At 63.2% G+C, this 25,862-nt stretch carries 23 protein-coding genes, 4 tRNA genes and 1 pseudogene; 6 read left to right on the top strand and 22 right to left on the bottom strand.

From position 1 onward, the window contains the following. Nucleotides 1-793: 793 nt before the first annotated feature. From HU751_RS12165 to rluD, 8 genes are all read right to left on the bottom strand, one after another. A complete protein-coding gene (locus HU751_RS12165; protein WP_186735362.1) occupies nucleotides 794-1,546 on the bottom strand; it encodes an SDR family oxidoreductase in 753 nt (250 codons plus the stop codon). 29 nt (nucleotides 1,547-1,575) lie between these two features. Next, a complete protein-coding gene (locus tag HU751_RS12160) occupies nucleotides 1,576-2,784 on the bottom strand; it encodes an MFS transporter (RefSeq protein ID WP_186735360.1) in 1,209 nt (402 codons plus the stop codon). A gap of 450 nt (nucleotides 2,785-3,234) precedes the next feature. Further along, nucleotides 3,235-3,310: transfer RNA gene (locus tag HU751_RS12155), tRNA-Lys, on the bottom strand. Between the two features lie 6 nt (nucleotides 3,311-3,316). Further along, a tRNA-Pro gene (locus HU751_RS12150) sits at nucleotides 3,317-3,393 on the bottom strand. Between the two features lie 4 nt (nucleotides 3,394-3,397). Continuing rightward, nucleotides 3,398-3,473: transfer RNA gene (locus HU751_RS12145), tRNA-Asn, on the bottom strand. Nucleotides 3,474-3,947: 474 nt separating this feature from the next. After that, nucleotides 3,948-6,512 (bottom strand): ATP-dependent chaperone ClpB, encoded by a 2,565-nt coding sequence (gene clpB / locus HU751_RS12140; protein WP_186735358.1) that lies wholly within the window; start codon nucleotides 6,510-6,512, stop codon nucleotides 3,948-3,950. A gap of 252 nt (nucleotides 6,513-6,764) precedes the next feature. Next, the gene (gene pgeF, locus HU751_RS12135) at nucleotides 6,765-7,505 is read right to left on the bottom strand and encodes a peptidoglycan editing factor PgeF (protein ID WP_186735356.1); all 741 of its coding nucleotides are present in this window, start codon (nucleotides 7,503-7,505) and stop codon (nucleotides 6,765-6,767) included. Beyond that, nucleotides 7,502-8,464, bottom strand: a complete 963-nt coding sequence (rluD, locus tag HU751_RS12130; protein ID WP_028689894.1) for a 23S rRNA pseudouridine(1911/1915/1917) synthase RluD — start codon at nucleotides 8,462-8,464, stop codon at nucleotides 7,502-7,504. The genes pgeF and rluD overlap by 4 nt, the downstream gene beginning before the upstream one ends. A 149-nt stretch (nucleotides 8,465-8,613) precedes the next feature. Here rluD and HU751_RS12125 point away from each other — a divergent pair, with 149 nt between their 5' ends. Both HU751_RS12125 and HU751_RS12120 read left to right on the top strand, forming a co-directional pair. Beyond that, on the top strand, nucleotides 8,614-9,633 hold the full coding sequence (locus HU751_RS12125) for an outer membrane protein assembly factor BamD (RefSeq protein ID WP_186735354.1): 1,020 nt from the start codon (nucleotides 8,614-8,616) through the stop codon (nucleotides 9,631-9,633). Nucleotides 9,634-9,727: 94 nt separating this feature from the next. Continuing rightward, complete coding sequence (locus HU751_RS12120) at nucleotides 9,728-9,958, top strand: PP0621 family protein (RefSeq protein ID WP_186735352.1); 231 nt, start codon at nucleotides 9,728-9,730, stop codon at nucleotides 9,956-9,958. A 144-nt stretch (nucleotides 9,959-10,102) separates the two neighbouring features. Here the strand turns inward: HU751_RS12120 and thiO are convergent, their stop codons facing one another. The 5 genes and pseudogenes from thiO to HU751_RS12095 form a co-directional block, all read right to left on the bottom strand. Continuing rightward, entirely contained in the window at nucleotides 10,103-11,200 is a 1,098-nt protein-coding gene (gene thiO, locus HU751_RS12115) for a glycine oxidase ThiO (protein ID WP_186734732.1), read from the bottom strand. Between the two features lie 53 nt (nucleotides 11,201-11,253). Continuing rightward, nucleotides 11,254-11,646, bottom strand: coding sequence for a type IV pilin protein (locus HU751_RS12110; protein WP_050703664.1), 393 nt, complete (start codon nucleotides 11,644-11,646; stop codon nucleotides 11,254-11,256). Between the two features lies 1 nt (nucleotide 11,647). Further along, complete coding sequence (locus tag HU751_RS12105) at nucleotides 11,648-12,118, bottom strand: hypothetical protein (RefSeq protein ID WP_186734731.1); 471 nt, start codon at nucleotides 12,116-12,118, stop codon at nucleotides 11,648-11,650. Further along, on the bottom strand, nucleotides 12,115-12,762 hold the full coding sequence (locus HU751_RS12100; RefSeq protein WP_186734730.1) for a pilus assembly protein PilW: 648 nt from the start codon (nucleotides 12,760-12,762) through the stop codon (nucleotides 12,115-12,117). Before HU751_RS12100 ends, HU751_RS12105 begins: the two co-directional genes overlap by 4 nt. 179 nt (nucleotides 12,763-12,941) lie before the next feature. After that, nucleotides 12,942-13,118 (bottom strand): annotated as a pseudogene (locus HU751_RS12095) (pilus assembly protein PilV); the annotation flags it as partial. A gap of 136 nt (nucleotides 13,119-13,254) precedes the next feature. Here HU751_RS12095 and HU751_RS12090 point away from each other — a divergent pair. Next, entirely contained in the window at nucleotides 13,255-13,704 is a 450-nt protein-coding gene (locus tag HU751_RS12090) for a GspH/FimT family pseudopilin (protein ID WP_189657448.1), read from the top strand. A gap of 1 nt (nucleotide 13,705) precedes the next feature. On the opposite strand, the gene ispH is transcribed toward HU751_RS12090, so the two are convergent. From ispH to murJ, 6 genes are all read right to left on the bottom strand, one after another. After that, a complete protein-coding gene (gene ispH, locus HU751_RS12085) occupies nucleotides 13,706-14,650 on the bottom strand; it encodes a 4-hydroxy-3-methylbut-2-enyl diphosphate reductase (RefSeq protein ID WP_186734728.1) in 945 nt (314 codons plus the stop codon). A 14-nt stretch (nucleotides 14,651-14,664) separates the two neighbouring features. Beyond that, nucleotides 14,665-15,102, bottom strand: coding sequence for an FKBP-type peptidyl-prolyl cis-trans isomerase (gene fkpB / locus HU751_RS12080; RefSeq protein ID WP_186734727.1), 438 nt, complete (start codon nucleotides 15,100-15,102; stop codon nucleotides 14,665-14,667). Then, nucleotides 15,095-15,610: a signal peptidase II gene (gene lspA, locus HU751_RS12075; RefSeq protein WP_186662657.1), complete on the bottom strand. Its 516-nt coding sequence runs from the start codon at nucleotides 15,608-15,610 to the stop codon at nucleotides 15,095-15,097. The genes fkpB and lspA overlap by 8 nt, the downstream gene beginning before the upstream one ends. After that, nucleotides 15,603-18,434, bottom strand: a complete 2,832-nt coding sequence (ileS, locus tag HU751_RS12070; protein ID WP_069016176.1) for an isoleucine--tRNA ligase — start codon at nucleotides 18,432-18,434, stop codon at nucleotides 15,603-15,605. The genes lspA and ileS overlap by 8 nt, the downstream gene beginning before the upstream one ends. Continuing rightward, nucleotides 18,431-19,381 (bottom strand): bifunctional riboflavin kinase/FAD synthetase, encoded by a 951-nt coding sequence (gene ribF / locus HU751_RS12065; RefSeq protein WP_186714214.1) that lies wholly within the window; start codon nucleotides 19,379-19,381, stop codon nucleotides 18,431-18,433. The genes ileS and ribF overlap by 4 nt, the downstream gene beginning before the upstream one ends. A gap of 118 nt (nucleotides 19,382-19,499) precedes the next feature. After that, nucleotides 19,500-21,038, bottom strand: a complete 1,539-nt coding sequence (gene murJ / locus HU751_RS12060; RefSeq protein WP_186734726.1) for a murein biosynthesis integral membrane protein MurJ — start codon at nucleotides 21,036-21,038, stop codon at nucleotides 19,500-19,502. A gap of 250 nt (nucleotides 21,039-21,288) precedes the next feature. On the opposite strand from murJ, the gene rpsT reads away from it, so the two are divergent. Further along, nucleotides 21,289-21,567, top strand: coding sequence for a 30S ribosomal protein S20 (rpsT, locus tag HU751_RS12055; protein WP_023533220.1), 279 nt, complete (start codon nucleotides 21,289-21,291; stop codon nucleotides 21,565-21,567). 158 nt (nucleotides 21,568-21,725) lie between these two features. Here the strand turns inward: rpsT and HU751_RS12050 are convergent, their stop codons facing one another. The 3 genes from HU751_RS12050 to HU751_RS12040 all read right to left on the bottom strand — a co-directional run bounded on the left by HU751_RS12050 (nucleotide 21,726) and on the right by HU751_RS12040 (nucleotide 24,508). After that, the gene (locus HU751_RS12050) at nucleotides 21,726-22,886 is read right to left on the bottom strand and encodes an MFS transporter (protein ID WP_186714216.1); all 1,161 of its coding nucleotides are present in this window, start codon (nucleotides 22,884-22,886) and stop codon (nucleotides 21,726-21,728) included. Nucleotides 22,887-23,011: 125 nt separating this feature from the next. Further along, the gene (locus tag HU751_RS12045; RefSeq protein ID WP_186734725.1) at nucleotides 23,012-23,155 is read right to left on the bottom strand and encodes a hypothetical protein; all 144 of its coding nucleotides are present in this window, start codon (nucleotides 23,153-23,155) and stop codon (nucleotides 23,012-23,014) included. Nucleotides 23,156-23,293: 138 nt separating this feature from the next. Then, a complete protein-coding gene (locus tag HU751_RS12040) occupies nucleotides 23,294-24,508 on the bottom strand; it encodes an MFS transporter (RefSeq protein ID WP_186734724.1) in 1,215 nt (404 codons plus the stop codon). A 200-nt stretch (nucleotides 24,509-24,708) separates the two neighbouring features. Between HU751_RS12040 and HU751_RS12035 the strand changes: the two genes are divergently transcribed. Further along, entirely contained in the window at nucleotides 24,709-25,632 is a 924-nt protein-coding gene (locus HU751_RS12035) for a FecR family protein (RefSeq protein ID WP_186734741.1), read from the top strand. A gap of 96 nt (nucleotides 25,633-25,728) precedes the next feature. Further along, nucleotides 25,729-25,805: transfer RNA gene (locus tag HU751_RS12030), tRNA-Met, on the top strand. Nucleotides 25,806-25,862: the final 57 nt, after the last annotated feature.

Genomic DNA, 25,862 nt, shown 5'->3' with positions numbered 1-25,862 from the left:
AGATCCACATAAAAAAGCAAAGGTCCAAGGAGGCAAAAATCTGCGGCGCACCGAATCTAACCATGGAGGGAGCTGAAGGACCAGGGAGGGACGATTCGATTGGAAACATCATAAGCCGTTAAACACCAAATTCGTACAGACGCCTACTCCTTGGTACGTTCCGAACCTGATATCTAGAGTCTCTGTTCTGCCAGGCCTCAATCTACTTACTACTACATTTCCCTCAACGAACTGTGCATGATAGTTCGCGGAAAAACCATTTAGATCACCGGACCTTCGGCAACGCGCTTCTCTAAATCAGTACGCGACGCAACGAGACTAAACGATTCATTGACACCCAGCGATTTTATATCAATCGAACGCACACCAACGCTGTTAAGCAGAGCAGTAAATACCTGTTGCCCGTCGCCCCTCAACCACAAATACAAAGAATCCGCCCTGTTACACTTCAGGTAAATCCTCCAGGTGGAGGTTCTTGTGAAGTCCAGGCTCAGGCACATTTCGCACCCCGCCCCTGCTTTGGCTTCGCGAACAAACGATGCAACGACCTCTCTGATCTCCGAAGCGAAATGCTTCTGATACGTTACGAATAAAACAAATCTCACTTTCATATCATCACCCTTCATAGAGCGCGCACGCAGGATCTAACATGTCCCCTTGCAGTCAGACAGGACACGACAGGGTAGCCCGCCAGTTCCTTGGCGATAGACATATAAAATGGTAGTAAATAATACTTTGCTGTATCTACTCGGCGGTGGCGCCTCGCCTGCAGCAAGGTGCCACCACCATCGCATCACTGTGGGTTTATGGTATTGAACGCCTCAGCATATCGCCCGTTCAACTCAGCCTCGCGGTCATTACGAACACGCTCGACAATGATTTCCCCATTTTCATGGTCTGAATTCGCCAATTTCTCGATCGTTTCATGGACAAAATCGGCAAGGGGCATTGCCCTGGGATCTTCACTTTGATGAGGGCCGGTCAATTGGGTTCTAACGTACGGAGGCGCCAGTTCCAGAACCTCTATATCCAAATCCCGTAATTGATAACGAAGCGACTGAATCCAGGAATGCAAGAACGCCTTGCTTGCACAATAGCTGGGGAAATTTGCCCGCGGAATAAAAGCCAGGCTTGACGTGGTTATAATAATTGTCGATTTTCTTCGCTTCAACGTTGGCAGCGCAGCGCCCACGGTGCGAAGAACACCTAGCACATTCGTATTTATTATACCCTCTGCAACAGAAATATCATGAGCCTCATCGAGCAGGTCTTCCGACTTCATGATCCCCGCATTGGCAATAAGCACATTAACATCCGGAAACTCATTCTCCAGACTGGAGGACAGCCTGGCCATGGCACCCTCTTGATTCAGGTCCAACTCAAGCCCCCTGATACCCGGCCGCGCCAACCTCATCTGCGCTATCAAGTCCACTTTGCGACCCGCGACAATGACCGTGTTCCCCAGGTCGTAGAATGACTCGGCCAGCGCTCTGCCGATACCGCTTGTCCCACCCACGATGAGCACTGTATTACCTTGCATTATCATAACCAACACCTCGTCATTTAGTTAAGTTTTCAAGCTTCGAAGGGCGTGCGCTGCTTCTGGTGGCTTGCGTATTTCTCGTCAGTCAAGGTGACCGTAATACCGGCTGCCAAGGCAGCAGATAAAAAGCCAAAAATGAAAACGCTTGAATAGCCAAACAACTGCGCCAGCCAACCAGCCAGAGGACCGGTCAATCCATAAGCCAGATCTTGAAAGGCTACAAAACTACCAATCGCGACCCCCTTCATCTCTGGAGGAACACGTTTCAACGCATCCAAGCCCATTGATGGGAAAACAAGAGAACATCCCATCCCCGTAAGAAGCGCACCGATCAGCGCGCAGGTCGGACTTGGGGAACTCCATATCAGAAGCAACCCTGCGACCTCGATAGCTAACGAAACAAATGCAACGCTCTTTCCGCCGATACGATCAGGCAGCCCACCCAAAAATAGGCGAACCAAAACAAAACCCAATCCAAAAAAACTAATACCTAGCCCGGCCCACTCCCAGCCTTTAAAGTGAAAATACAGCGGAAAGAAGGTACCAATGGCCGCAAAGCCTATGCCCTGCAAACCGACAATCAGCCCATGTTTCCAGACTATTTTTACAGCGCTGAACATCGAAAATGACTTCGGAATGTTCATGACTTTCGGCGCGGGGTAAAATTTTACAATCACCATTGATATTAATGGCGCCGTCGCACACAACCCCATTAAAGAGTGGAAGCCAAATGAGGCAAGCAGCCATATACCAACTGGTGTCCCCACGGCAAGCGATGAGTATATCCCAGCACCGACGATGGACATGACCAAGCCCGTTCGTGCTACGCCAGAAGAGGAAATGCACCACGAAAGAATTCCGACGAGCGCGAGGCTTTCTCCAACGCCTAGTAGCGCACGTCCAAAGAGCAACGCCGTGAACTCCAGAGCGGGTTGTTTTACAAGTAGAGAAGAGGCCAGGCAAATAAGGGATGAAGCCGCCAAGACACTCATACCCAGGGTCGTCGTGCTCTTGGTTCCGTGCCTGTCGGAAAATCTACCCGCCCAACCACGACTGAATATAGTGGCCAAAAAGGGAAGCCCTACCACGACCCCCGCAGCGACATCGCCCATTCCTTTGGACTGAGTGATATACAAGGAAAAGGCTGACATCGACATGGCAATAGTGAGATAGCTGACAAACAGCGCTATCGCCATCCAAATCAGAAAGCCAGGATTTTTTTTGATTACATCGTCCGACATTTACATCTACTCAAGGTGAGTGACGTATATGTGAACTGTTAGGGCGCGAGAGGAAGAGAGTTAACCAATAGCGACCCACAGTAACATATCTGTCACCGTTGTCGCGTTGGCTAACGTAAACGCTTACGACTGAAGAACATCAGCACGCGAATGGTATTTTCACGGTGTGCCGCCTGTCAACAACCGTTCAGCCATTTTTACTTTTTGAAACAGACGCCATAAAGGCCGACTCGGGCTTCAACGGATTGGCGGCACAGGGGGCTCAAGCACGCACCGAAGCTGGTCGACGGAGAAAGCCGAGCAGAATGAACACGACGGCAGTGATGTGAATACGGGCGCTGAAGGGCATGCGCGGCGCTCCTGCGGGCAGAAGCCACAGGGTAGCCAGGGTGGGGGCATAAATCGCGGACAAAAGAAAAAGGGCATCTCAGTCGAGATGCCCTTTTTACATGGTGGGTCGTGTAGGATTCGAACCTACGACCAATTGGTTAAAAGCCAACTGCTCTACCAACTGAGCTAACGACCCGGAAAATGGTCGGGGTGAGGGGATTCGAACTCCTGACATCCTGCTCCCAAAGCAGGCGCGCTACCGGACTGCGCTACACCCCGAGATTGGCTCCGCGACCTGGACTCGAACCAGGGACCCAATGATTAACAGTCATTTGCTCTACCGACTGAGCTATCGCGGAACTGAACTTCGGTACATCTTTACTGCTTCGAAGTCTGTGTTAGCTTCGAACTCTTTAGCTGCTTCGCTTTCGCGTTGTCGCTGCTGAGGCCGGCTATTCTACATTCTTCGTTTTGCTTGTCAACCACTTTTTTTCGTTCAACTTACTGATTTGTAAGTTGTTTTGCGATCTCCGATGTTGCTGGTGATTCGCTCAGTGCCTGACAGCGGGGCGAATATTAGGGGCACTCTGAATTTTGTGCAAGCACTTTTTTCAAAATTTTCAGCAAGTTAGGTAGGAAGCCGGAAAATCAGGGGTTTGCGGCGCCCGCACTGGCCTTATCGCGGGGCAAGCCCGCTCCCACACTGATCACTCCCACGCATAGGATACATGGTGGCACCGATCTGCGTGGGAGCGGGCTTGCCCCGCGATGGCGTCGGGATGACCCACATAAAAAAGCCCCGCTTTCGCGGGGCTCTTCGTTTAGTGCCGGGATCAGGCGAAGACAATTTCCTCGCCCTGCACCTTCGCAGTGATCGCCGCACCCGGCAGGAACTCGCCAGACAGGATCAACTGCGCCAGCGGGTTCTCGATCCAGCGCTGGATCGCACGCTTGAGCGGCCGTGCGCCATACACCGGGTCGTAACCGACGGCGATCAGCTTGTCCAACGCCTCCGGGCTCAGGCTCAGGCTCAACTCGCGCTCGGCCAGGCGACCGCGCAGGCGGCCGAGCTGGATCTCGGTGATGCCGGCGATCTGCTCGCGGCCCAGGGGCTCGAACACCACCACTTCGTCGATGCGGTTGATGAACTCCGGACGGAAGTGCGAACCCACCGCGTCCATTACCGCCGCGCGCTGCGCCTCGCGATCACCGGCCAGTTCCTGGATCTGCGCCGAGCCCAGGTTGGAGGTCATCACGATCACCGTGTTGCGGAAGTCCACGGTACGGCCATGGCTGTCGGTCAGGCGGCCGTCTTCCAGCACCTGCAGCAGCACGTTGAACACATCCGGGTGGGCCTTCTCCACCTCGTCGAGCAGTACCACCGAGTAAGGCTTGCGACGCACGGCCTCGGTCAGGTAGCCGCCCTCTTCATAACCCACGTAGCCTGGCGGGGCGCCGATCAGGCGAGCCACGGAGTGTTTCTCCATGAACTCGGACATGTCGATGCGCACCATGGCCTCTTCGGTGTCGAACAGGAACTCGGCCAGCGCCTTGCACAGTTCGGTCTTGCCCACGCCGGTAGGGCCGAGGAACAGGAACGAGCCGCTGGGGCGGTTCGGGTCGGACAACCCGGCGCGGGAACGGCGCACGGCGTTGGCCACGGCGGTTACCGCCTCGTCCTGGCCGATCACCCGTTCATGCAGCAGGCTTTCCATCTTCAGCAGCTTCTCACGCTCGCCTTCGAGCATCTTGGCCACGGGGATGCCGGTCCACTTGGACACCACCTCGGCAATCTCTTCCTCGGTGACCTTGTTGCGCAGCAACTGGTTGTCGGTCTTGCCGTGCTGGTCGACCATCTGCAGGCTGCGCTCCAGGTCCGGGATGACCCCGTACTGCAGCTCGGCCATACGGCTGAGGTCGCCCTTGCGGCGGGCGGCTTCCAACTCCTGGCGGGCCTGTTCGATCTTCTGCTGGATCTGCGCCGAGCCCTGCACTTCGGCTTTTTCCGAGGCCCAGATCTCTTCGAGGTCGGCGTACTCGCGCTCCAGGCGGTCGATTTCCTCGGTCAGCTTCTCCAGGCGCTTCTTCGCAGCTTCATCTTCCTCTTTCTTCAGTGCCTGGGATTCCACCTTCAGCTGGATCAGGCGACGGTCGAGGCGGTCGAGCACTTCCGGCTTGGAGTCGATCTCCATGCGGATGCGGCTGGCGGCTTCGTCGATCAGGTCGATGGCCTTGTCCGGCAGCTGGCGGTCGGTGATGTAGCGGTGGCTGAGCTTGGCCGCGGCAATGATGGCGCCGTCGGTGATGGCCACCTTGTGGTGCACTTCATAGCGTTCTTTCAGGCCGCGCAGGATGGCGATGGTGTCTTCCTCGCTCGGCTCTTCGACCAGCACCTTCTGGAAACGACGCTCGAGGGCGGCGTCCTTCTCGATGAACTGGCGGTATTCGTTGAGCGTGGTGGCGCCGACGCAATGCAGCTCGCCACGGGCCAGGGCCGGCTTGAGCATGTTGCCGGCGTCCATGGCGCCCTCGCCCTTGCCGGCGCCGACCATGGTGTGCAGTTCGTCGATGAACAGGATGATCTGGCCTTCCTGCTTGCTCAGTTCGTTGAGCAGGCCTTTGAGGCGCTCTTCGAACTCGCCGCGGTACTTGGCGCCGGCGATCAGCGCGCCCATGTCCAGAGCCAGCAGGCGCTTGCCTTTCAGGCCGTCGGGCACCTCGCCGTTGATGATGCGCTGGGCCAGGCCCTCGGCGATGGCGGTCTTGCCCACGCCGGGCTCGCCGATCAGCACCGGGTTGTTCTTGGTCCGGCGTTGCAGCACCTGGATGGTGCGGCGGATCTCGTCGTCACGGCCGATCACCGGGTCGAGCTTGCCTTCCTCGGCGCGCTTGGTCAGGTCGACGGTGTACTTGTCCAGGGCCTGGCGCGATTCCTCGGCATTGGCGTCGTTCACCGCCGCGCCGCCGCGCAGGTTGTTGATGGCGTTCTCCAGGGCCTTCTTGCTCACGCCCTGGCCGAGCAGCAGCTTGCCGACCTTGCTGTTCTCGTCCATGGCGGCGAGCAGCACCAGCTCGCTGGAGATGAACTGGTCGCCCTTCTGCTGGGCCAGGCGGTCGGCCTGGTTGAGCAGGCGCGCCAAGTCCTGGGACATGTTCACGTCGCCGGTCGGATTCTGGATCTTCGGCAGCTGGTCGAGCTCCTTGGTCAACGCCTTGCGCAGGCTGTTGATGTCGAAGCCGACCTGCATCAGCAGCGGCTTGATCGAGCCGCCCTGCTGGTCGATCAGCGCCTGCAGCAGGTGCAGGGGCTCGATGGCCGGGTGGTCCATGCCCACGGCCAGGGATTGGGAGTCGGATAACGCGAGTTGCAGCTTGCTGGTCAGTCGGTCTATTCGCATGGGGGATACCTTCCTTTAAAGGGCAGGCGGAGCGATGGACAGCACCTGTAATGAAGAACCTGCCTGAGATGACCAATAGATAAGGGTGATTCTGGAAGATTCAAGCGTAGCGGGGTTGACACGGATCAGCAGGCGCTGAATGGCTGGGGCTGCTTTGCAGCCCTTTCGCCGGCAAGCCGGCTCCCACAAGGTGACGCTGCTTTCCTGTGGGAGCCGGCTTGCCGGCGAAAGGGGCGCATAGCGCCCCCGGCGTCATAAAGCCTGTAACCAGACCAACGAAGCAAAGCGCCCACCCTGCGGGGTGCGACGATAGGAGAAGAAGCGTGGATCGCTGACCGTGCAGAAGCCGCCACCATAAACGGCGGTAACGCCACGCGCCGCCAGGCGAATCCGCGCCAGCTGGTAGATATCGGCCATCAGCTTGCCCGGACGCTCGCCCTCGACAAACGCCTCAGCCGCCTCGGGATGCACGGCGGTGAAGGCATCGCGCACTTCCAGCCCCACCTCGAACGCCTGCGGCCCAATCGCAGGCCCCAGCCACACCATTACCTCTTCAGGCGCCAGCGCCAGGCGGTCGAGGGTGGCCTCCAGCACGCCACCGGCCAGCCCGCGCCAGCCGGCATGGGCGGCCGCCACTCGGGTACCGGCGCGGTCACAAAACAGGGCAGGCAGGCAATCGGCGGTCATCACGGTGCAGGCGATGCCCGGCTGGTCGGTCCAGCTGGCATCGGCTTCGGCAACCACGGCGGGATTGGCATCCGCCACCACCAGCCCATGCACCTGCTTGAGCCAGGCGGGCTGGATGGCGAATTCGTCGCTCAGGCGACGACGGTTCTCGGCGACCGCCTGCGGGTCATCGCCCACATGGTCGCCAAGATTGAAGGATTCATAGGGCGGCAGGCTGACGCCGCCCTCGCGGGTGGTGACGCAGGCGCGAACCGAGGCCGGGGCCGGCCAGTCGGGGAGGATCAGCGACTGCGTCAGGCCACTCATCCGATAAAGCTCTCGCGGTCCTGGTCAAGCAGCGACAGCAGCCACTGGAAGTCGTCCGGCAACTCCGACTTCCATTCCATGCGCTCACCCGTGGTCGGGTGGTCCAGCGCCAGGAAGCGCGCGTGCAGGGCCTGACGCGGGAAGTGCTTGACCGCCTCGACCATGGCCACGCTGGCGGCCGGCGGGATGCGGAAGCGTGCACCGTAGGTCTGGTCGCCGACCAGCGGATAGCCGACATGCGCCATGTGCACACGGATCTGGTGGGTGCGGCCGGTTTCCAGCTTGACCCGCACATGGGTGTGCGAACGGAAGCGCTTGAGCACGCGGTAGTGGCTGACGGCCGGCTTGCCGCCCTCGGTCACCGCCATGCGCTGGCGCTCGCCGCCGTGACGGCCGATCGGCGCGTCGATCTTGCCACCGGCGATCACCACGCCGACCACGATGCACTCGTAGATACGGCTGACCGAACGCTTTTGCAGCTGGTCGACGAGGTTGGTCTGCGCCTGCAGGGTCTTGGCCACCACCATCAGACCAGTGGTGTCCTTGTCCAGGCGGTGCACGATACCGGCGCGCGGCACGTTGACGATGTCCGGGACATGGTGCAACAGGGCGTTGAGCAGGGTGCCGTCGGGGTGACCAGCCGCCGGGTGGACCACCAGCCCGGCGGGCTTGTTGATCACCAGGATCTGGTCGTCCTCGTAGACGATGTCCAGCTCGATGTCCTGAGCCACCCATTCGCCCTGGGCCTCCTGCTCGGCTTCGAGGGCCAGGATGGAGCCGGTGTGGACGGTGTCGCGCGGTCGCAGCACCGCGCCATCGACGGTCAGGCGGCCATCCTTGATCCACGAGGACAGGCGCGAACGCGAGTACTCGGCGAACAATTGGGCGGCGACCTGGTCGAGGCGTTGGCCGCCCAGTTCGGACGGGACCTCTGCGCTAAGTTGAATGATCTCGGACATGCTCGAATCGACGGGCGTTCAGCCTTTGGTTTCGGCTGCGCGCTTGTGGTTAAATACGGCTTCTTTTGCCCCGGGGTTTGGCCGGGGGCGCTCATCATAACAGGACGGCACCGCCCAAGACAGCGGCCGTCAAAGGGACGCAAGCCGCCATGCAAGTGAAACACCTGCTGCTGATCGCCATCCTCGGGCTCACCGCTGCCTGTTCCTCGAACAAGGAAGTCATTGACGAGAACCTCAGCGAGGCCGAGCTGTACCAGCAGGCGCAGGCCGACCTGGACAACTCCAGCTACACCAGCGCCGTGAACAAGCTCAAGGCCCTGGAATCGCGCTACCCGTTCGGCCGCTACGCCGACCAGGCCCAGCTCGAGCTGATCTACGCCAACTACAAGAACTCCGAGCCCGAGGCCGCCAAGTCCGCCGCCGAGCGCTTCATCCGCCTGCACCCGCAGCACCCGAACGTCGACTACGCCTACTACCTCAAGGGCCTGACCTCGTTCGACCAGGACCGTGGCCTGCTGGCGCGCTTCCTGCCGCTGGACATGACCAAGCGTGACCCGGGCGCCGCCCGCGACTCGTACAACGAGTTCGCCCAGCTGACCAGCCGCTTCCCCAACAGCCGCTACGCCCCGGACGCCAAGCAGCGCATGATCTACCTGCGCAACCTGCTGGCCTCCTACGAAATCCACGTGGCCAACTACTACCTGAGCCGCGAGGCCTATGTGGCCGCCGCCAACCGTGGCCGCTACGTGGTGGAGAACTTCCAGGAAACCCCGTCGGTGGGCGATGGCCTGGCGGTGATGGTCGAGTCGTACCAGCGCATGCACCTGGACGAACTGGCGGCCACCAGCCTCGAGACCCTCAAGCTCAACTACCCGGACCACCCGAGCCTGGTCGATGGCCAGTTCGTCGCCAAAGTGGATGAAAACGGCAACCGCTCGTGGCTGTCCAAGGCCACCCTGGGCCTGATCGACACCCAGGCGCCACTGCCGCCGGGCGAGACCCGCGCCAACCAGGACGTGGTCAAGCAGTTCCAGGATGCTCGCTCGGAAATGCCCGAAGAGCTGCTGCCCAAGGACGAGAACGGCGACCCGATCCTGCCGGAAGGTCCGAAGGAAGCCGAGAAGGACCGTTCCTGGTTCAGCTACATGACCTTCGGTCTGTTCGACTGATACCACGCACGCAAAGAAAGGGAGGCCCGAGGCCTCCCTTTTTTCATGCCTGCGTCCTAGACTGTCGGCTTCTTTTCTCGACAAGCTGGACACCATGGTTCGCCTACTCTTCTGGATCGCCCTGATCGCCGCCGCGTTCTGGCTGTGGCGCAAGTTCAAGACCAGTCAGCAATCACCTGCCGAGCCGCGCCTGCAGGACCCGCTGAAGATGGTGCGCTGCGCCCATTGCGGCGTGCACCTGCCCAATGACCGGGCGTTGCAGCTGGGCAATGAGTGGTATTGCAGCCAGCAACATCTGGAGCAGGGGCCAGGGCAGCAGCGCTGAGAAACGCTTTCGCGATTGCAGCAGGAACAACTGCACTGTCTGTACCGGCCTCATCGCCGGCAAGCCGGCTCCCACAAGGGGCTCGTGCTGCTCCTGTGGGAGCCGGCTTGCCGGCGAAAGGCCCGCACAGCGGGCCCGGCAAACTCAGCCCAGACGCCCCCCAGGCGCATACGGCGCCGGATCGATGATCGGCTCGCGCCCCAGCAACAAATCGCCGAACAGCTGGCACGACGCCGGCGCCAGCACCAGCCCGTTGCGGTAATGCCCGCAGTTCAGCCATAGCCCTTCATGCCCCGGCACCGCGCCGATATACGGGATACCTTCTGGCGAGCCAGGGCGCAAGCCAGCCCAATGCCCCACTACCTCGGCCTCCGCCAGGGCCGGCAGCAACTCCACCGCCGAGGCCTTCAGGCTCTCCAACGCATCCCCGGTCGGGGTCTTGTCGTAGCCGGCATGCTCCAGCGTACTGCCCACCAGGATATGCCCATCGCGGCGCGGGATCGCATAGCGCCCCTTGGCCAGGACCATGCTCGGCAAGAAGTCCTCGGCGCACTTGAACAGGATCATCTGCCCCTTCACCGGTTCCACCGGCAGCGTCAGCCCAAGAGTCTGCAGCAGGTCACCGCTCCAGGCACCGGCGCTGAGCACCACATCGTCAGCGGCAATCATACCGTCCTCGGTCTGCACACCGGTAACGCGGCCACTTTCATGTACGAACCCGGTGATCTGGCAATGCTCGCGCAGGGTCACGTTCGGCAGCGCCTGCAGCGCGGCCTTCAGCGACTTCACCAGGCGCGGGTTGCGCACGTTGGCCACGCCCGCCATGTAGATGGCATGGCGGTAACCCGGGCCAAGCACCGGCACGGCGTCGTAGGCCGCCGAGATATCCACCGCGCTGAGCGGGCGATGCTCGCGCGCCGCCCAGGCCAGGGCCTCGGTTTCGTCTTCCAGATCCAGCCAGTACAGCCCGGTGGTATGCACCTCGGGGTCGACCCCGGTGCTGGCGAACAGGCGCTCGCCCAGCTGTGGATAAAAATCCTGCGACCAGTGCGCCAGGGCGGTCACCGCCGGGCTGTAGCGCCACGGGTACAGCGGCGAAACGATCCCGCCACCGGCCCAGGACGACTCCCGACCCACCTCGCCCTGGTCGCACACCACCACCCGGTCGACATCCGCCGCCAGGTTGAACGCGGTCAGCAGGCCGATGACACCGCCGCCGACAATCACTACTTGCTTGCTCATGGTTCGATCCAACACCTGAAGTAATTCCACGGCGCCTGGGCACCTCATGATCTTCAGCTTCCCCAGCACACCTCGTCGCCCGCGCCCGTGTTATCGCGCACGCCCGCCTGGTCGAGCAGGAAGTCGCCGCAGCGGTCATCCGCCATGAAGGCTTCGGGCACACGGCTGGCGCGCAGGCTGAAACGGTCAGTGTCGCGCCAGGCCTGCAGGCGGTAGTAGCGTGTGCCCGCGGGCAACACGGTGGTCAGCTGCTCGTTGTCGGCATAACCGCCCACGCGCGCGCGGTGCTGCTCCAGGCGCAATGCCGCGTCCTGCAGCAGGCCGAGCGCTTCGCTTCGTGCGGCGCGGCGCAACTGGTCGCTGTAGCTGGGGTAGGCAATGGCTGCCAGCATGCCGATCAGCGCCACGACAATCAATAATTCGATCAGACCAAGGCCGCGCTGCATCTCAGCCCTCCCCCAGGCGCTGACGCCAGCTGATACGCTTCACCGCGCCGTCATCATCGATGGCATAGACCGCCTCCAGCAGTTGCCGCCCGCGGACTTGAAGGCCCACCGCCGTCACCCGGACCAGCGTCAGCCTGTCCCCGACGGGCTGACCCGCGACACGCAGGCTGTCTCCCAGGGTTTGCAGGTAAACGAAGCCACTGCGGGTCGCCAGCCAGGGCGAGGAAGGCTGCGTACCAGGCGGACTGGGTGGCGAACAGGCCTGGCATCGGGCCGGGATGCTGCCTGCAAGGAGTTCCGTGCCCTCGATCAAGGCCGCCTCCGCCTGCTCGAAGGCCCGCGCGCCGGCCAGCTGATCGCCTGCTTGGCGCTGCTGCAAAAGCGCCTCGCGCAGGGCCAGGGTTGCCAGCAGGCCGAACAGCAGGCTCAGGATCAACGCCAGCAACAGCACAACGCCACGCTGCCCCGTCACGACTCGGCTCCCGGGTTGCGCAGGGCCACGCTCAGTGAATGGCGCTGCTCGAGCCCATGCTGCCGGTCATGCAAGGTCAGGCGGATATCCAGCCGCTCACCCGCGCCCGCCTCGACACGGCTGACCTCCAACGCCCGCACCTGGTCGATGAGACTGGCATGCTGCGCATTGCTGGTGAGCATCAGGCTGCCGTTGCGCACCCGATAGCTCACCCGGCGCACCGGCAGCGCCAGCAACTCGCCGTCCCCGACGTGCTGCCCGGGCTGCACCCGCGCCCAACTGCGGCAGTCGCTGAGCACGGTCCAGTCCGGGGTGCCGAGCAACCCGGGCAACTCAGCGCCGACCAGGGTCAGGCTGTCGCCGGTGACCTCGATGGGCGACGCGAAGGCCTGGGCCGCGCCAGGATCGGCAAAGTCCTCGGCTTCAAGGCGCAGACAACCGAACATCCCCGCCTGGCGGATATCCTCGGCCATTCGCTGCAAGGCCAGGCGGGCGTCATCCTGCAGGCGCGCCGCCGCGCCCTGCAGTTGCAAGGCCTGATACGCCGAGACGAATACCTGGCCGGCGGCCACCAGCAGCATCAGGCCCAGTGCCAGGGCCAGCAGTGCCTCGACAAGGCCGAAACCCACCTGCCGACGCCTCATGGCAGCACCCTGCCCTGCACGCTCAGCGACTGCCGCCCCTCTCCCATGCCCGGCCAATCGACGTCCAGCACCAGCACGCCCCCGGCCAGGTTCATGCGCCCTTGCGCCGCACTACCGAGCACTTGGGTCAGGCGCGACTGCCAGGCCGCTTCCTCGCCCGCCTCGAGCGCCCCGGCGGCCCTCACGCGCTCCAACATGCCCTGGGCCAGTTGCAACGCCTGCGCATCCCGCCGCGCGCCCTCGACCGCCTGCAGCCCTCGCAACTGCAAGGCCGCCGATGCGAACAGCCCCAGCGTCAGCACCGTGACGGCCAGCAGCACCTCCAGCAGTGTCATGCCCCCTTCCTTCGCCCCCATAGTCCCTCCTGGGATCTTTCCTAGGCCGCAACCCGAACCGGCCGACTGGCGCCCTTGCCGGGCGTCCTGGAAGCTACAGAGAAGCACTTCCAGGGAGGAATGCAGCGTGGGGCAACAAGGCGTAACACTGATACAAATGATGTTCGCACTGGGCGTGTTGAGCCTTCTGACACACCAGGGCATATCGGCCTACAGCAAGTTCAGCGATGAGCTTTACGTCGGTGCCGTGGCCAGGGAGCTGGCACAGGCCCTACGCGGCGCCCGTAATCAGGCGGCGCTAAGGCACCAGGCCGTGCTGGTCCGGCCACTGGAGGAGGATTGGGGCAAGGGTTGGCGGGTCGTACTGGAACAGGATGGCGAACGGTTGCAGGAACATCGCCTGCACAGGCCGCTGAGGATTGCCACGACCTCGGACCGGGTCGTGAGGTTCAGCGCCCGGGGGGCGCCGCTGGGGGTGGGTTTCGTCGGTACCACGCTGGACATCTGCCCGCGCACCACCCTCGACAGCCGTCATCAGGTGGTGCTCAGCCCCAGTGGCCGGGTCAGCCTGCGCAGCGACGAGGGCCGCCGCTGTGCACCGGACTGACTCAGATCGAGCGGACCCGCAGCTCCTTGGGCATGGAGAAGGTGATGTTCTCCTCGCGCCCGTGGAGCTCTTCGGCGCCGGTCGCGCCCCAGGCCTTGAGCTGGTCGATCACGCCACGCACCAGCACCTCCGGTGCCGAGGCCCCGGCGGTGATGCCGATGCGCTCGGCCCCGTCGAACCAGCTGCGTTGCAGGTCCTCGGCGCCGTCGATCAGGTAGGCCGGTGTGCTCATGCGCTCGGCCAGCTCGCGCAGGCGGTTGGAGTTGGAGCTGTTGGGGCTGCCGACCACCAATACCACGTCGCACTCGTCGGCCAGTTGCTTGACGGCGTCCTGGCGGTTCTGGGTGGCGTAGCAGATGTCGTCCTTGCGCGGGCCGCCGATGTTCGGGAAGCGTTCGCGCAGGGCGTCGATCACCCGGCTGGTGTCATCCATCGACAGGGTGGTCTGGGTGACGAAGGCCAGGTGGTCAGGGTTGCGCACCTGCAGCCTGGCGACATCGTCCTCGTCCTCGACGAGGTAGATGGCACCGCCATTGCTGGCGTCGTACTGGCCCATGGTGCCTTCGACTTCCGGGTGCCCCTCGTGGCCGATGAGAATGGTCTCACGGCCATCGCGGCTGTACTTGGCAACCTCGATATGCACCTTGGTCACCAGCGGGCAGGTGGCGTCGAACACCTTCAGGCCACGACCGGCGGCTTCCTGGCGCACGGCCTGGGAAACGCCGTGGGCACTGAAGATGACGATGACGTCGTCCGGCACCTGGTCCAGCTCTTCGACGAAGATCGCGCCACGGTTGCGCAGGTCCTCGACCACGAACTTGTTGTGCACCACTTCGTGGCGCACATAGATCGGCGGGCCGAAGACTTCCAGGGCGCGGTTGACGATCTCGATCGCCCGGTCGACCCCCGCGCAGAAGCCGCGCGGGTTGGCGAGTTTGATTTGCATGCTCGGCTCCAGGCTCACAGCGCCTTCACGTCGAGGATCTGCACCTCGAAGTTCAGGGTCTTGCCAGCCAGTGGATGGTTGAAATCGATGGTCACCTGGTTGTCGTCGAACGCCTTGACCACGCCCGGTAGCTCGGTGTTGGCGGCGTCGTTGAAGATCACCAGCAGCCCTTCGGACAGCTCCATGCCTTCGAACTGCGAGCGCGGCATCACCTGCACGTTCTGCGGGTTGTGCTGGCCGAAGGCGTTCTCCGGGGCGATGCTCAGCTTGCGCTGGTCACCGGCCTTGAAGCCGAACAGGGCGTTCTCGAAGCCCGGCAGCAGGTTGCCGTCGCCGACCTTGAACACGGCCGGGGCCTTGTCGAAGGTGCTGTCGACGGTGTCGCCGTTTTCCAGGTGCAGCGCGAAGTGCAGGGTGACTTCGGTGTTCTGGCCGATGCGGGTCTCAGTCATGGACGGCTTCCTCGGACTTCTTGCTCTTGAACATGTCCAGCGCCAGCATCACCGCGCCCACGGTGATCGCGCTGTCGGCCAGGTTGAAGGCCGGGAAGTAGTAGCGGTTCTGCCAGTGCACCAGGATGAAATCGACCACATGGCCCAGCACGACGCGGTCGTACAGGTTGCCCAGCGCGCCGCCCAGCACCAGGGCCAGGGCCACTGCCAGCCAGGTCTCGTTGCGCCCCAGGCGCTTGAGCCAGACCACCAGCACGGCGCTGACCACCACGGCGATCAGCGCGAACAGCCAGCGCTGCCAGCCGGAGCTGTCGGCCAGGAAGCTGAACGCGGCGCCGGTGTTGTAGGCCAGGGTCCAGCTGAAGTAGTCGGGGATGACCACGATCTGCTGGTACATGGTCAGCGCGCTGTCGAAGTACAGCTTGGTGGCCTGGTCGAGGACCAGGACCACCAGGCTCAGCCAGAGCCAGGCAAGGCGCCCGAAGCGCCCTGCAGGAGCATTAGGCATAGTGGCGCACCTCGCCCGAACCGCTCAGGTTGTCGACGCAACGGGCGCAGATTTCCGGATGCTCCGGGTGGCTGCCCACATCGGCGCGGAAGTGCCAGCAGCGGCCGCACTTGGCATGGCCGGACTTGACCACTTTCAGCTTGAGGCCTTCGACTTCGGTTGTCACGGCATCGGCCGGCGCCTGGACGAACGGCACCACGCTGGCGGCCGAGGTGATCAGCACGAAGCGCAGTTCGTCGCCGAGCTTGTTCAGGTCGGCGGTCAAGCCCTCTTCGGCGAACAGGGTGACTTCGGCCTGCAGGTTGCCACCGATGACCTTGGCGGTACGCTGGTTTTCCAGCTCCTTGTTGACCGCGGCTTTAACAGCCATCACGCGGTCCCAGTAGGCACGGTCCAGCTCGGCGTCGGCCGGCAGTTCGGCCAGGCCTTGGTACCAGGTGTTGAGCATCACCGACTCGTTGCGCTCGCCTGGCAGGTACTGCCAGATCTCGTCGGCGGTGAACGCCAGGATCGGCGCGATCCAGCGCACCAGCGCCTCGCTGATGTGGTACAGCGCGGTCTGGCACGAGCGGCGGGCGACACTGTTGGCGCCGGTGGTGTACTGGCGGTCCTTGATGATGTCGAGGTAGAAGCCACCCAGCTCCTGCACGCAAAAGTTGTGGATCTTCGAGTAGACGTTCCAGAAACGGTACTCGCTGTAGTGCTCTTCCAGCTCGCGCTGCAGCAACAGGGTGCGGTCGACCGCCCAACGGTCCAGGGCCAGCATGTCTTCGGCCGGCAGCAGGTCGCGGGCCGGGTCGAAGCCGGACAGGTTGGAGAGCAGGAAGCGCGCGGTGTTGCGGATACGCCGGTAGGCATCGGCGCTGCGCTGCAGGATCTGCTCGGAAACCGCCATCTCGCCGGAGTAGTCGGTGGCCGAGACCCACAGGCGCAGGATGTCGGCGCCCAGGGTGTCGTTGACCTTCTGTGGCTCGATGGTGTTGCCCAGCGACTTGGACATCTTGCGGCCGTTCTCGTCCACGGTGAAGCCGTGGGTCAGCAGCTCGCGGTACGGCGCGTGGCCGTCGATGGCGCAACCGGTCAGCAAGGAGGAGTGGAACCAGCCGCGGTGCTGGTCGGAGCCTTCCAGGTACAGGTCGGCACGCGGGCCGGTGGCGTGGCCGATGTCGTGGGAGCCGCGCAGCACGTGCCAGTGGGTGGTGCCGGAGTCGAACCAGACGTCGAGGGTGTCGGTGATCTTGTCGTACTGGCCGGCCTCGTCACCGAGCAGCTCGGCGGCATCCAGCTTGAACCAGGCCTCGATGCCTTCCTGCTCGACGCGCTTGGCGACTTCTTCCATCAGCTCGACGGTGCGCGGGTGCAGCTCGCCGGTCTGCTTGTCGAGGAAGAACGGGATCGGCACGCCCCAGTTGCGCTGACGCGAGATGCACCAGTCCGGACGGTTGGCGATCATCGAGTGCAGGCGCGCCTGGCCCCAGGCCGGAACGAACTTGGTCTCTTCGATGGCCTTGAGCGCGCGCTCGCGCAGCGGCTCGCCAGTGCTCGGCTGCTTGTCCATGCCGACGAACCACTGCGCGGTGGCGCGGTAGATCAGCGGGGTCTTGTGGCGCCAGCAGTGCATGTAGCTGTGGCTGATGGTCTCGGTGTGCATCAGCGCACCGACTTCGCTGAGCTTTTCAACGATGGCCGGGTTGGCCTTCCAGATAAACTGGCCGCCGAAGAACGGCAGCGACTCGACATACACGCCGTTGCTCTGTACCGGGGTGAGGATGTCGTCGTTGACCATGCCGTAGCGCTTGCAGGTGACGAAGTCGTCTTCACCATAGGCTGGCGAGGAGTGCACCACGCCGGTGCCGGCGCCCAGCTCGACGTAGTCGGCCAGGTAGATCGGCGACAGGCGGTCGTAGAACGGGTGGCGGAAGTTGATCAGCTCCAGGGCCGAGCCCGGGGCGGTGGCGATGATCGAGCCTTCCAGGTTGTAGCGCTTGAGGCACGACTCGACCAGCTCCTCGGCCAGCACCAGCAGGCGCTCGCCGGTGTCGACCAGGGCGTACTTGAAGTCCGGGTGGATGTTCAGCGCCTGGTTGGCCGGGATGGTCCACGGGGTGGTAGTCCAGATCACGATGGCGGCGGGCTTGGCCAGCGCGCCCAGGCCGAAGGCGGCGGCCAGCTTGTCGGCATCGGCGACCGGGAAGGCGACGTCGATGGTCTGGGATTTCTTGTCGGCGTACTCGACCTCGGCTTCAGCCAGGGCCGAGCCGCAATCGAAGCACCAGTTCACGGGCTTGAGGCCCTTGAACACGAAGCCTTGCTTGACCATCTCGGCCAGGGCGCGGATTTCACCGGCCTCGTTGGCGAAGTTCATGGTCTTGTACGGGTTGTCCCAGTCGCCCAGCACGCCCAGGCGGATGAACTCGGTCTTCTGCCCTTCGATCTGCTCGGCGGCGTACTCGCGGCACAGCTCGCGGGTGCGGTCGGCGGTCAGGTGCTTGCCGTGGGTGACCTCGACCTTGTGCTCGATCGGCAGGCCGTGGCAGTCCCAGCCCGGCACGTACGGCGCGTCGAAACCGGACAGGGTCTTGGAGCGGACGATCATGTCCTTGAGAATCTTGTTCAGCGCATGACCGATGTGGATCTTGCCGTTGGCATAGGGCGGGCCGTCGTGCAGGACGAACTTCGGACGATCCTTGCCAATCTCGCGCAACTTACCGTACAGGCCAATACTGTCCCAGCGCTGCAGGATCTGCGGTTCGCGCTGAGGCAGGCCGGCCTTCATGGGGAAGGCGGTGTCCGGAAGGTTAAGCGTGGCTTTGTAGTCGGTCATTTCAGGCTCTTCGTTAGCGGTTGAGCGTGCCAGTGGGCACGTGCGGCGGCGATGTCCGCGTCGATCGCCGACTTCAGCGCCTCCAGGGAGGCGAAACGCTGCTCTTCACGCAGCTTGTGGTGGAATTCCACCGTCAGGCGCCGGCCATACAGGTCGCCGGCGTAGTCCAGGAGATGAATCTCCAGGTGAGGACGCCCGTCACCGGCAACGGTGGGGCGCACTCCGATATTGCCGACACCCGGCCAGGCCTTGCCGTCGATCTCGATGCTGGCCAGGTAGACCCCGGACAGCGGCACGCGACGGCGCTTGAGCTGGATGTTGGCGGTGGGGGTGCCGAGCTGGCGGGCCAGCTTCTGGCCATGCAGCACGCGCCCGGTGATACGGTACGGACGCCCCAGCAGGTGCTCGGCCAGCTCGAAGTTGCCTTCGGCCAGGGCCTTGCGCACTTCGGTGCTGCTGACCCGCAGGCCGTCCTGGATCACGGTATTGGCCGCCTCGACGCTGAAGCCGTGGCGTTTGCCGGCTTCGGTGAGGAAGACGAAGTCGCCGGCGCGGTCGCAGCCGAAGCGGAAGTCGTCGCCCACTTCGAGGTGGCGCACGCCCAGGCCGTCGACCAGCACCGCCTTGACGAACTGCTCGGCGCTGAGCTGGCTCAGGCGCTGGTTGAACGACAGGCACAGCACCCGGTCGATGCCCTCGCCGGCCAGCAGCTCGACCTTGTCGCGCAGACGGGCCAGTCGCGCCGGGGCGCTCTGCGGGGCGAAGTACTCGCGCGGCTGCGGCTCGAAGATGACCACGCAGGTGGGCAGGCCCAGTTCCTGACCGCGTTCGCGCAGGCGTGCGAGGATCGCCTGGTGGCCACGGTGGACCCCGTCGAAGTTGCCAATGGTGGCGACACAGCCCCGGTGCTCGGGGCGCAGGTTGTGAAGACCTCGAACCAGCTGCATAACGCGCTTCTTGCTCATAAAGTGGCCGATTATAACCACACCCGGGCGCTGGTGACAGGCAGCAGCGCCCCCATGGGGCGTGGAATGCGAAAAACCGACGCCTGACCCCTCTCGCGCCTCAATGCAACGCCTTGCGGGCGAAATGCCGTGGGCGGAACCCGCACAGGAACAGGCAGCCGAAGTAGGTCACCACGCCCGCCGCGATCAGGCCCCCAAGGCGCAGGAAGCGCGCGAGCATGTTGCCCTGTTCCCAGGCCGGCAGGTAGTGCATGCCCAGCAGCAGCACGCCCGACATCAGGGTCACGGCCAGCACCAGCTTGAGCAGGAACGCCATCCAGCCCGGCTGCGGCTGGAACAGTTGCTGGCTGCGCAGCTTCCAGTACAGCAGGCCGGCGTTCAGGCACGCGCCCAGGCTGATGGCCAGGGCCAGCCCGGCATGGGCCAGCGGGCCGATCAGCACCAGGTTGAGCAACTGGGTGCAGACCAGGGTGAAGACCGCGATCTTCACCGGCGTGCGGATATTCTGCTGCGCATAGAAGCCAGGTGCCAGCACCTTGACCAGGATGATCGCCAGCAGGCCCACCGAATAGGCGATCAGGGCGCGCTGGGTCATGGCCGCGTCGAAGGCGGTGAACTTGCCGTACTGGAACAGCGCCACGGTCAGCGGTTCGGCGAGGATGGCCAGGGCCAGGGTGCAGGGCAGCACCAGCAGGAAGCATAGGCGCAGGCCCCAGTCGAGGATCCGCGAATACTCCTCGCGGTCCTTGTTGGCATAGGTCTTGGCCAGGGTCGGCAGCAGGATGGTGCCCAGGGCCACGCCGAGCACGCCGGAGGGCAGCTCCATCAGGCGGTCGGCGTAGTACATCCACGACACCGAGCCTGCCACCAGGAACGAGGCGAAGATGGTGTTGATGATCAGCGAGATCTGGCTCACCGACACCCCGAGGATGGCCGGCAGCATCTGCTTGAGCACGCGCCACACGCCGGTGTCGCGCAGGTTCAGGCGCGGCAGCACGAGCATGCCGATCTTTTTCAGCGCCGGCAGCTGGTACAGCAGTTGTGCCAGGCCACCGGCCAGCACGCCCCAGCCCAGGGCCATGATTGGCGGGTCGAAGTACGGCGTCAGCAGCACGGCGAAAGCGATCATCGCCACATTGAGCAGCGTGGGGGTGAACGCCGGCACGCTGAAGCGGTTCCAGGTATTGAGGATCGCGCCGACCAGCGACGACAGCGAGATCAGCAATATATAAGGAAACGTCACCCGCAGCAGCGAGGTGGTCAGCTCGTACTTCTGCGCGCTGTCGACGAAGCCCGGCGCGGTGGCCCAGACCACCCACGGCGCGGCGAGGATGCCGATCACCGTGACCAGGGCCAGGACCAGGGTCAACAGGCCGCTCACATAGGCGATGAAGGTACGGGTGGCCTCCTCGCCCTGCTGGGTCTTGTACTCGGCCAGGATCGGCACGAAGGCCTGGGAGAAGGCCCCCTCGGCGAAGATCCGCCGCAGCAGGTTGGGCAGTTTGAAGGCGATGAAGAAGGCGTCGGTGGCGATGCCGGCACCGAACACCCGCGCCAGGATGGTATCGCGCACGAAGCCGAGCACCCGGGAAATCATGGTGATGGAGCTGACCGCGGCCAAGGATTTGAGCAGGTTCATCGAAAAGTTTCACGCCAGAGACAGAGGGCGCTGCCAGACAGCGTCCGAATGTGCGATACTCCCGCGCCTTCGCAGGGGAGCCAAAAATTCCCGAGTTTACAGGTCGTGCGACAGAAAGGAATATTTCCCTCCTGTTGGCTCACCACTCGGCGGAACCCTGCAGGTGGCCTTGACATCCGTTCGACTCATCGGCATGATTCGCGGCCTATTTTGTTTGCTATTTACCTAAAGTCTTTCGAGGAGCTCGACGGTGGCCAACTCACCTTCCGCCAAGAAACGTGCAAAACAGGCTGAGAAGCGTCGCAGCCACAACGCCAGCCTGCGTTCCATGGTCCGCACCTACATCAAGAATGTAGTCAAGGCCATCGACGCAAAAGACGCCGAAAAAGCGCAAGCCGCTTACGTTCTGGCTGTACCTGTAATCGACCGTATGGCCGACAAGGGTATCATCCACAAGAACAAAGCTGCTCGCCACAAAGGCCGTCTGAATGGCCACATCAAGGCGCTGAAAGAAGCTGCAGCTGCCTAAGCGACGTTCTTGTCGAAAAAACCGACCCTAGGGTCGGTTTTTTTATGCCTGCGATAAAGTGTGGATTGCCTATATAAAGAAGGCCCATGGCGTGGCACCTGTTTCGCAGGCAAAGCCCACCGGCACCACGCCTGCCGACCAGCGGACCGCCCTGCCGCTCAGTCCACCGCCGCCTGCAGCCTGCCCGCCCGACGGTACGCCTGCCGGGCGAAACACACGAACAACCCTGCCATCAGCGCCAGCGCCATGGGCAAGCCATGGGGCGCCACATCCATCGCCGCACCGCTGACCAGCGGCCCGACCAGGCTGCCGACACCCCACAGCAGGCCGACACTGGCGTTGGCGGTCACCAGGTCCTGGCCCCTGAAGCGCTGCCCGATCAACACCAGCGCCAAGGTATAGATGCCCCCGGCCACCGCCCCGAGTACCACCAGCAGCGGCCACAGCAGCCAGGTCATCTGCAGCAGCCAGGGCAAGGCAATACCGATGCTCATCGCCACCAGCCCGCATACCAGGTGCAGCCCGGTGCGCTCGACCCGATCGGCGAGCCAGCCCAACGGCAGCTGGAAGATCATGTCGCCGGCGAACACCACGGTCACCATCAGCGCCGCCACGCCTACGGCAAAACCGTGGCTGCTGGCGTACACCGGCAGCAATGACAGCACCACCGCATCGAAGAACGAGAAGAACAGCACCGCCACGCACAAGGCCGGGGCGACACGGAAAAAGCCGGCCAGGCCGAAGCTCTTCTCGCCTTCGTCGCCATGCTCGACATGGTCGTTGGGCACGGTGAACAGGATGCACAGCAGCGCCAGGCCGTAGCAGACGGTGACCACGCCAGTCAGCCATGGGCTGTCGGCGCCGAGCAGCGCCAGCAGTGCCGGGCCGAGCACCTGGAAGCCGGTGAAGCTGGTGGCGTACAGGGCCATGATCTTGCCGCGGTTGTGCTCCGGGCACAGCTCATTGACCCACGATTCGCCGAGGATGATCGCGATGCCCATGCCGATGCCGAGCCCCAGGCGCAGCAGCGCCAGCCACAGCATCGAGTCGAAGGCCCATTCCAGCAGGGCGATGCTCAGGGTGCACAAGCTGAAGCTGAGCAGGTAGATGACGCGCCGGGTCAGGTGCCGGCAGCAGGCGTCGACCATGAAGGCCGAGAGCATCATGCCCGCCGCCGGAATCGCCGAGATGATGCCGATCTCCAGCGTCCCCGCCCCCGCCTCGTGCAAGCGCAACGACACCAGTGGCAGGCTCGCCCCGAGGCTGAAACCGACCACCGACACGGCGAACAACAGGCCCACCAGCAAACGCATGTTCATGTACCACTCCTTGCAAGCCGGCGCGCAGGGGCTCTGGCCCTGGCCGACTGGAAAATCCGCTGAAAGATGTTCGAACGCAGGCGCCCGCGATCACGCCGCAAAGGCGCGGGATGCAGGGGCGCGGATCAGTTCAGGGCAAGGTGTGGCGAGAAGGTGAAGGCGAACAGCACGCTGCGTCGACGCTTGAGCACCGTGTCGCTCGGCCACGCGCGGCGCGCTGTCGGGGCGACAGGCTGGCGGTGCGGGCGGGTCACATCGGTACGGCGCATCACGTGAACTACGCAGGTCAATGAAAGGAGGCGGCACTCTAGGCCAGCCATGGATGTTTCGTCAATCGCGGGGCAAGCCCGCTCCCACGCCTGATGGACAAATAGCGTGGGAGCGGGCTTGCTCCGCGATTTCAGTCATCAGCGCTTGCCAGTGGACGGCAGGAACACCGCCAGCAACCCAAACAGCGGCAGGAACGAGCAAACCCCATACACATACTCGATCCCACGCAGATCAGCCACATACCCCAGCAGCGCAGCACCGATGCCGCCGAAGCCGAACATCAGGCCGAAAAAGATCCCGGCGATCATCCCGACATTGCCCGGCACCAGCTCCTGGGCATACACCACGATGGCCGAGAACGCCGACGCCAGGACGAAACCGATCACCACGCTGAGCACGGTGGTCCAGAACAGGTCGGCATACGGCAGCGCCAGGGTGAACGGCGCCACCCCGAGGATCGAGAACCAGATCACCGCCTTGCGCCCGATACGGTCACCGATCGGCCCGCCAAAGAACGTGCCCGCCGCCACCGCGCCGAGGAACAGGAACAGGTGCAACTGCGAACTGGCCACCGACAGCTGGAACTTCTCGATCAGGTAGAAGGTGAAGTAGCTGGTGAAGCTGGACATATAGAAGTACTTGGAGAACACCAGCAGGCCCAGCACCACCAGCGCCAGGATCACCCGCTGGCGCGAAATGCCGTGGGTGGCCTGCACCGCCTTGCGCGCCTTGGCCTGGTTGAGGTGCTCCTTGTACCAGCGGCGCAGCATCAGGGTCACGGCGAAGAAGAACAACCCGGCCACGCCAAACCAGGCGACATGGGTCTGGCCGAAGGGAATCACGATCGCCGCCGCCAGCAGCGGGCCGAGGGCGGAGCCGGCGTTGCCGCCGACCTGGAAGCTCGACTGCGCCAGGCCGAAGCGTCCGCCGGAAGCCAGGCGGGCGATGCGCGAGGTCTCGGGGTGGAAGGTCGACGAGCCGATGCCCACCAGCGCCGAGGCCAGCAGGATCATCGGGAAGCTGCCGACGAAAGCCAGCATCACGATCCCCACTAGGGTGCATACCGTGCCCAGCGGCAGCAGGTTCGGCGTGGGCCGCTTGTCGGTGAAGAAGCCCACCCACGGTTGCAGCAGCGAGGCGGTGATCTGGAAGGTCAGGGTGATCAGGCCGATCTGGGCGAAGCTCAGGTTGTAGTTGGCCTTGAGCATCGGGTAGATCGCTGGCAGCACCGACTGGATCAGGTCGTTGATCAGGTGCGCCAGGGCGCAGAAACCGATGATACGCATCACCAGCGGCGAGGCCTGGTTTGCCGGGCTGCTGGCACTGGAAGTGGTGGTACTGCTGATGGCCATGGGCTGGATGTCCGTCCGCGGGTTGGGATCCGATTATCGTGAAACAAATAGATACGAAGCTACCTTTTTATTTTGCCGAGCCTTCCATCCGACACGTACTTGTAAATAATTCTCAATATAATTAGCATCCCTCTCCTCTTCCCTGTAAACGCTGGGCAAAACCGCCCTCCTCCTGCGAGCAGACCGATCCCATGAGCCCGATGCCCGCCTTGCAGCCCACGCCCGACCCCGAGCAGGAAGCCCTGGACTGGTTCTCGCGCCTGCGCCAACCCGGCTGCGACGAGGCCCTGCGCCAGGCATTCGCCAGCTGGTGCCAGGACCCGCTCAACGCCAGGGCCTATGCCCAGCTCGAAGCCTACTGGCAGCAACTGCAGGTGCCGGCGGCACGCCCGCGACCACGCATCGCCAAGGTCCGTCGCAGCCGGGCCGGGCTGTGCCTGGCGCTGCTGTTCCTGCTGCTGGTGGGCGCCCTGGCCTGGCTCTACTGGCCGGTGATGCAGCGTCTGGGCAGTGAACTGCACACCGACAGCGGCGAGCGCCGCAGCGTGCGCCTGGCCGATGGCTCGACCCTGCACCTGGACAGCGCCAGCGCGATGAATGTCGACCTGCGTGGCCGCACCCGCCAGCTGCACCTGGTGCAGGGGCAGGTATACCTGGAGGTGATGCTCGATGGCCGGGCCATGGAAGTGCAGGTCGATGACACCCGCATCCAGGTGTTCGGCACCCGTCTGCAGATCGCCCGCCATGCCGACTACGACGAACTGGTGGTGTTCGGCGGCAAGGCTGCGGTGTTGCAGGGCGGCGACCAACGCCTGGTCAATGCCGGCGAACGGGTGACGTTCAGCGAAAACCGCATCAATCCGGTCGAAAAGATCGATGCCAAATTGGCCGATGCCTGGCGCAACGGCCAATTGAAGGCCAGGAACCTGCCGTTGAGCGAAGTGCTGGAGCGCCTGGCCGATTACCGTGGCCAACGCGTCTGGCTGCTGAACGAGCAAGCGGCCTATCAGCGCGTCAGCGGCGATTTCGACCTCGACCACCCGGCGCAGAGCCTCGAGCGCCTGGCCGCCGACCAGCAACTGCGCCTGCACAACCTGCTCGGCCACTGGCTGATCGTGCGCTGAAGCGCCCTTCCCGGCTAAGTTTTTGAAAGGTTGGCAATTTTTTTTAAAAACGTTGTTGACAGGATCGCGATTCGAGCTAATAATGCGCGCCAAGTTGGCTACATAGCTCAGTTGGTTAGAGCATAGCATTCATAATGCTGGGGTCCGGGGTTCAAGTCCCTGTGTAGCCACCACCTTCTAAAAGGGCTTATCGAAAGATAAGCCCTTTTTCTTTGTCTGCGAAAAATGCC

Origin of the sequence: Pseudomonas peradeniyensis (assembly GCF_014268935.2) — a bacterium.
GTDB lineage: Bacteria > Pseudomonadota > Gammaproteobacteria > Pseudomonadales > Pseudomonadaceae > Aquipseudomonas > Aquipseudomonas peradeniyensis.
The sequence above is the reverse complement of the archived record's forward strand: the minus strand, read 5'-3'. Positions and strand labels throughout refer to the sequence as shown.

Coding starts and splice junctions, on each gene's coding strand:
- HU751_RS12040 (WP_186734724.1), bottom strand. CDS start 24,508: ATGGCCATCAGCAGTACCACCACTTCCAGTGCCAGCAGCCCGGCAAAC.
- HU751_RS12045 (WP_186734725.1), bottom strand. CDS start 23,155: ATGCGCCGTACCGATGTGACCCGCCCGCACCGCCAGCCTGTCGCCCCG.
- clpB (WP_186735358.1), bottom strand. CDS start 6,512: ATGCGAATAGACCGACTGACCAGCAAGCTGCAACTCGCGTTATCCGAC.
- HU751_RS12120 (WP_186735352.1), top strand. CDS start 9,728: ATGGTTCGCCTACTCTTCTGGATCGCCCTGATCGCCGCCGCGTTCTGG.
- HU751_RS12165 (WP_186735362.1), bottom strand. CDS start 1,546: ATGATAATGCAAGGTAATACAGTGCTCATCGTGGGTGGGACAAGCGGT.
- fkpB (WP_186734727.1), bottom strand. CDS start 15,102: ATGACTGAGACCCGCATCGGCCAGAACACCGAAGTCACCCTGCACTTC.
- HU751_RS12090 (WP_189657448.1), top strand. CDS start 13,255: ATGATGTTCGCACTGGGCGTGTTGAGCCTTCTGACACACCAGGGCATA.
- HU751_RS12125 (WP_186735354.1), top strand. CDS start 8,614: ATGCAAGTGAAACACCTGCTGCTGATCGCCATCCTCGGGCTCACCGCT.
- pgeF (WP_186735356.1), bottom strand. CDS start 7,505: ATGAGTGGCCTGACGCAGTCGCTGATCCTCCCCGACTGGCCGGCCCCG.
- ileS (WP_069016176.1), bottom strand. CDS start 18,434: ATGACCGACTACAAAGCCACGCTTAACCTTCCGGACACCGCCTTCCCC.
- HU751_RS12050 (WP_186714216.1), bottom strand. CDS start 22,886: ATGAACATGCGTTTGCTGGTGGGCCTGTTGTTCGCCGTGTCGGTGGTC.
- thiO (WP_186734732.1), bottom strand. CDS start 11,200: ATGAGCAAGCAAGTAGTGATTGTCGGCGGCGGTGTCATCGGCCTGCTG.
- rluD (WP_028689894.1), bottom strand. CDS start 8,464: ATGTCCGAGATCATTCAACTTAGCGCAGAGGTCCCGTCCGAACTGGGC.
- ispH (WP_186734728.1), bottom strand. CDS start 14,650: ATGCAAATCAAACTCGCCAACCCGCGCGGCTTCTGCGCGGGGGTCGAC.
- HU751_RS12035 (WP_186734741.1), top strand. CDS start 24,709: ATGCCCGCCTTGCAGCCCACGCCCGACCCCGAGCAGGAAGCCCTGGAC.
- murJ (WP_186734726.1), bottom strand. CDS start 21,038: ATGAACCTGCTCAAATCCTTGGCCGCGGTCAGCTCCATCACCATGATT.
- HU751_RS12110 (WP_050703664.1), bottom strand. CDS start 11,646: ATGCAGCGCGGCCTTGGTCTGATCGAATTATTGATTGTCGTGGCGCTG.
- ribF (WP_186714214.1), bottom strand. CDS start 19,381: ATGCAGCTGGTTCGAGGTCTTCACAACCTGCGCCCCGAGCACCGGGGC.
- HU751_RS12160 (WP_186735360.1), bottom strand. CDS start 2,784: ATGTCGGACGATGTAATCAAAAAAAATCCTGGCTTTCTGATTTGGATG.
- HU751_RS12100 (WP_186734730.1), bottom strand. CDS start 12,762: ATGAGGCGTCGGCAGGTGGGTTTCGGCCTTGTCGAGGCACTGCTGGCC.
- lspA (WP_186662657.1), bottom strand. CDS start 15,610: ATGCCTAATGCTCCTGCAGGGCGCTTCGGGCGCCTTGCCTGGCTCTGG.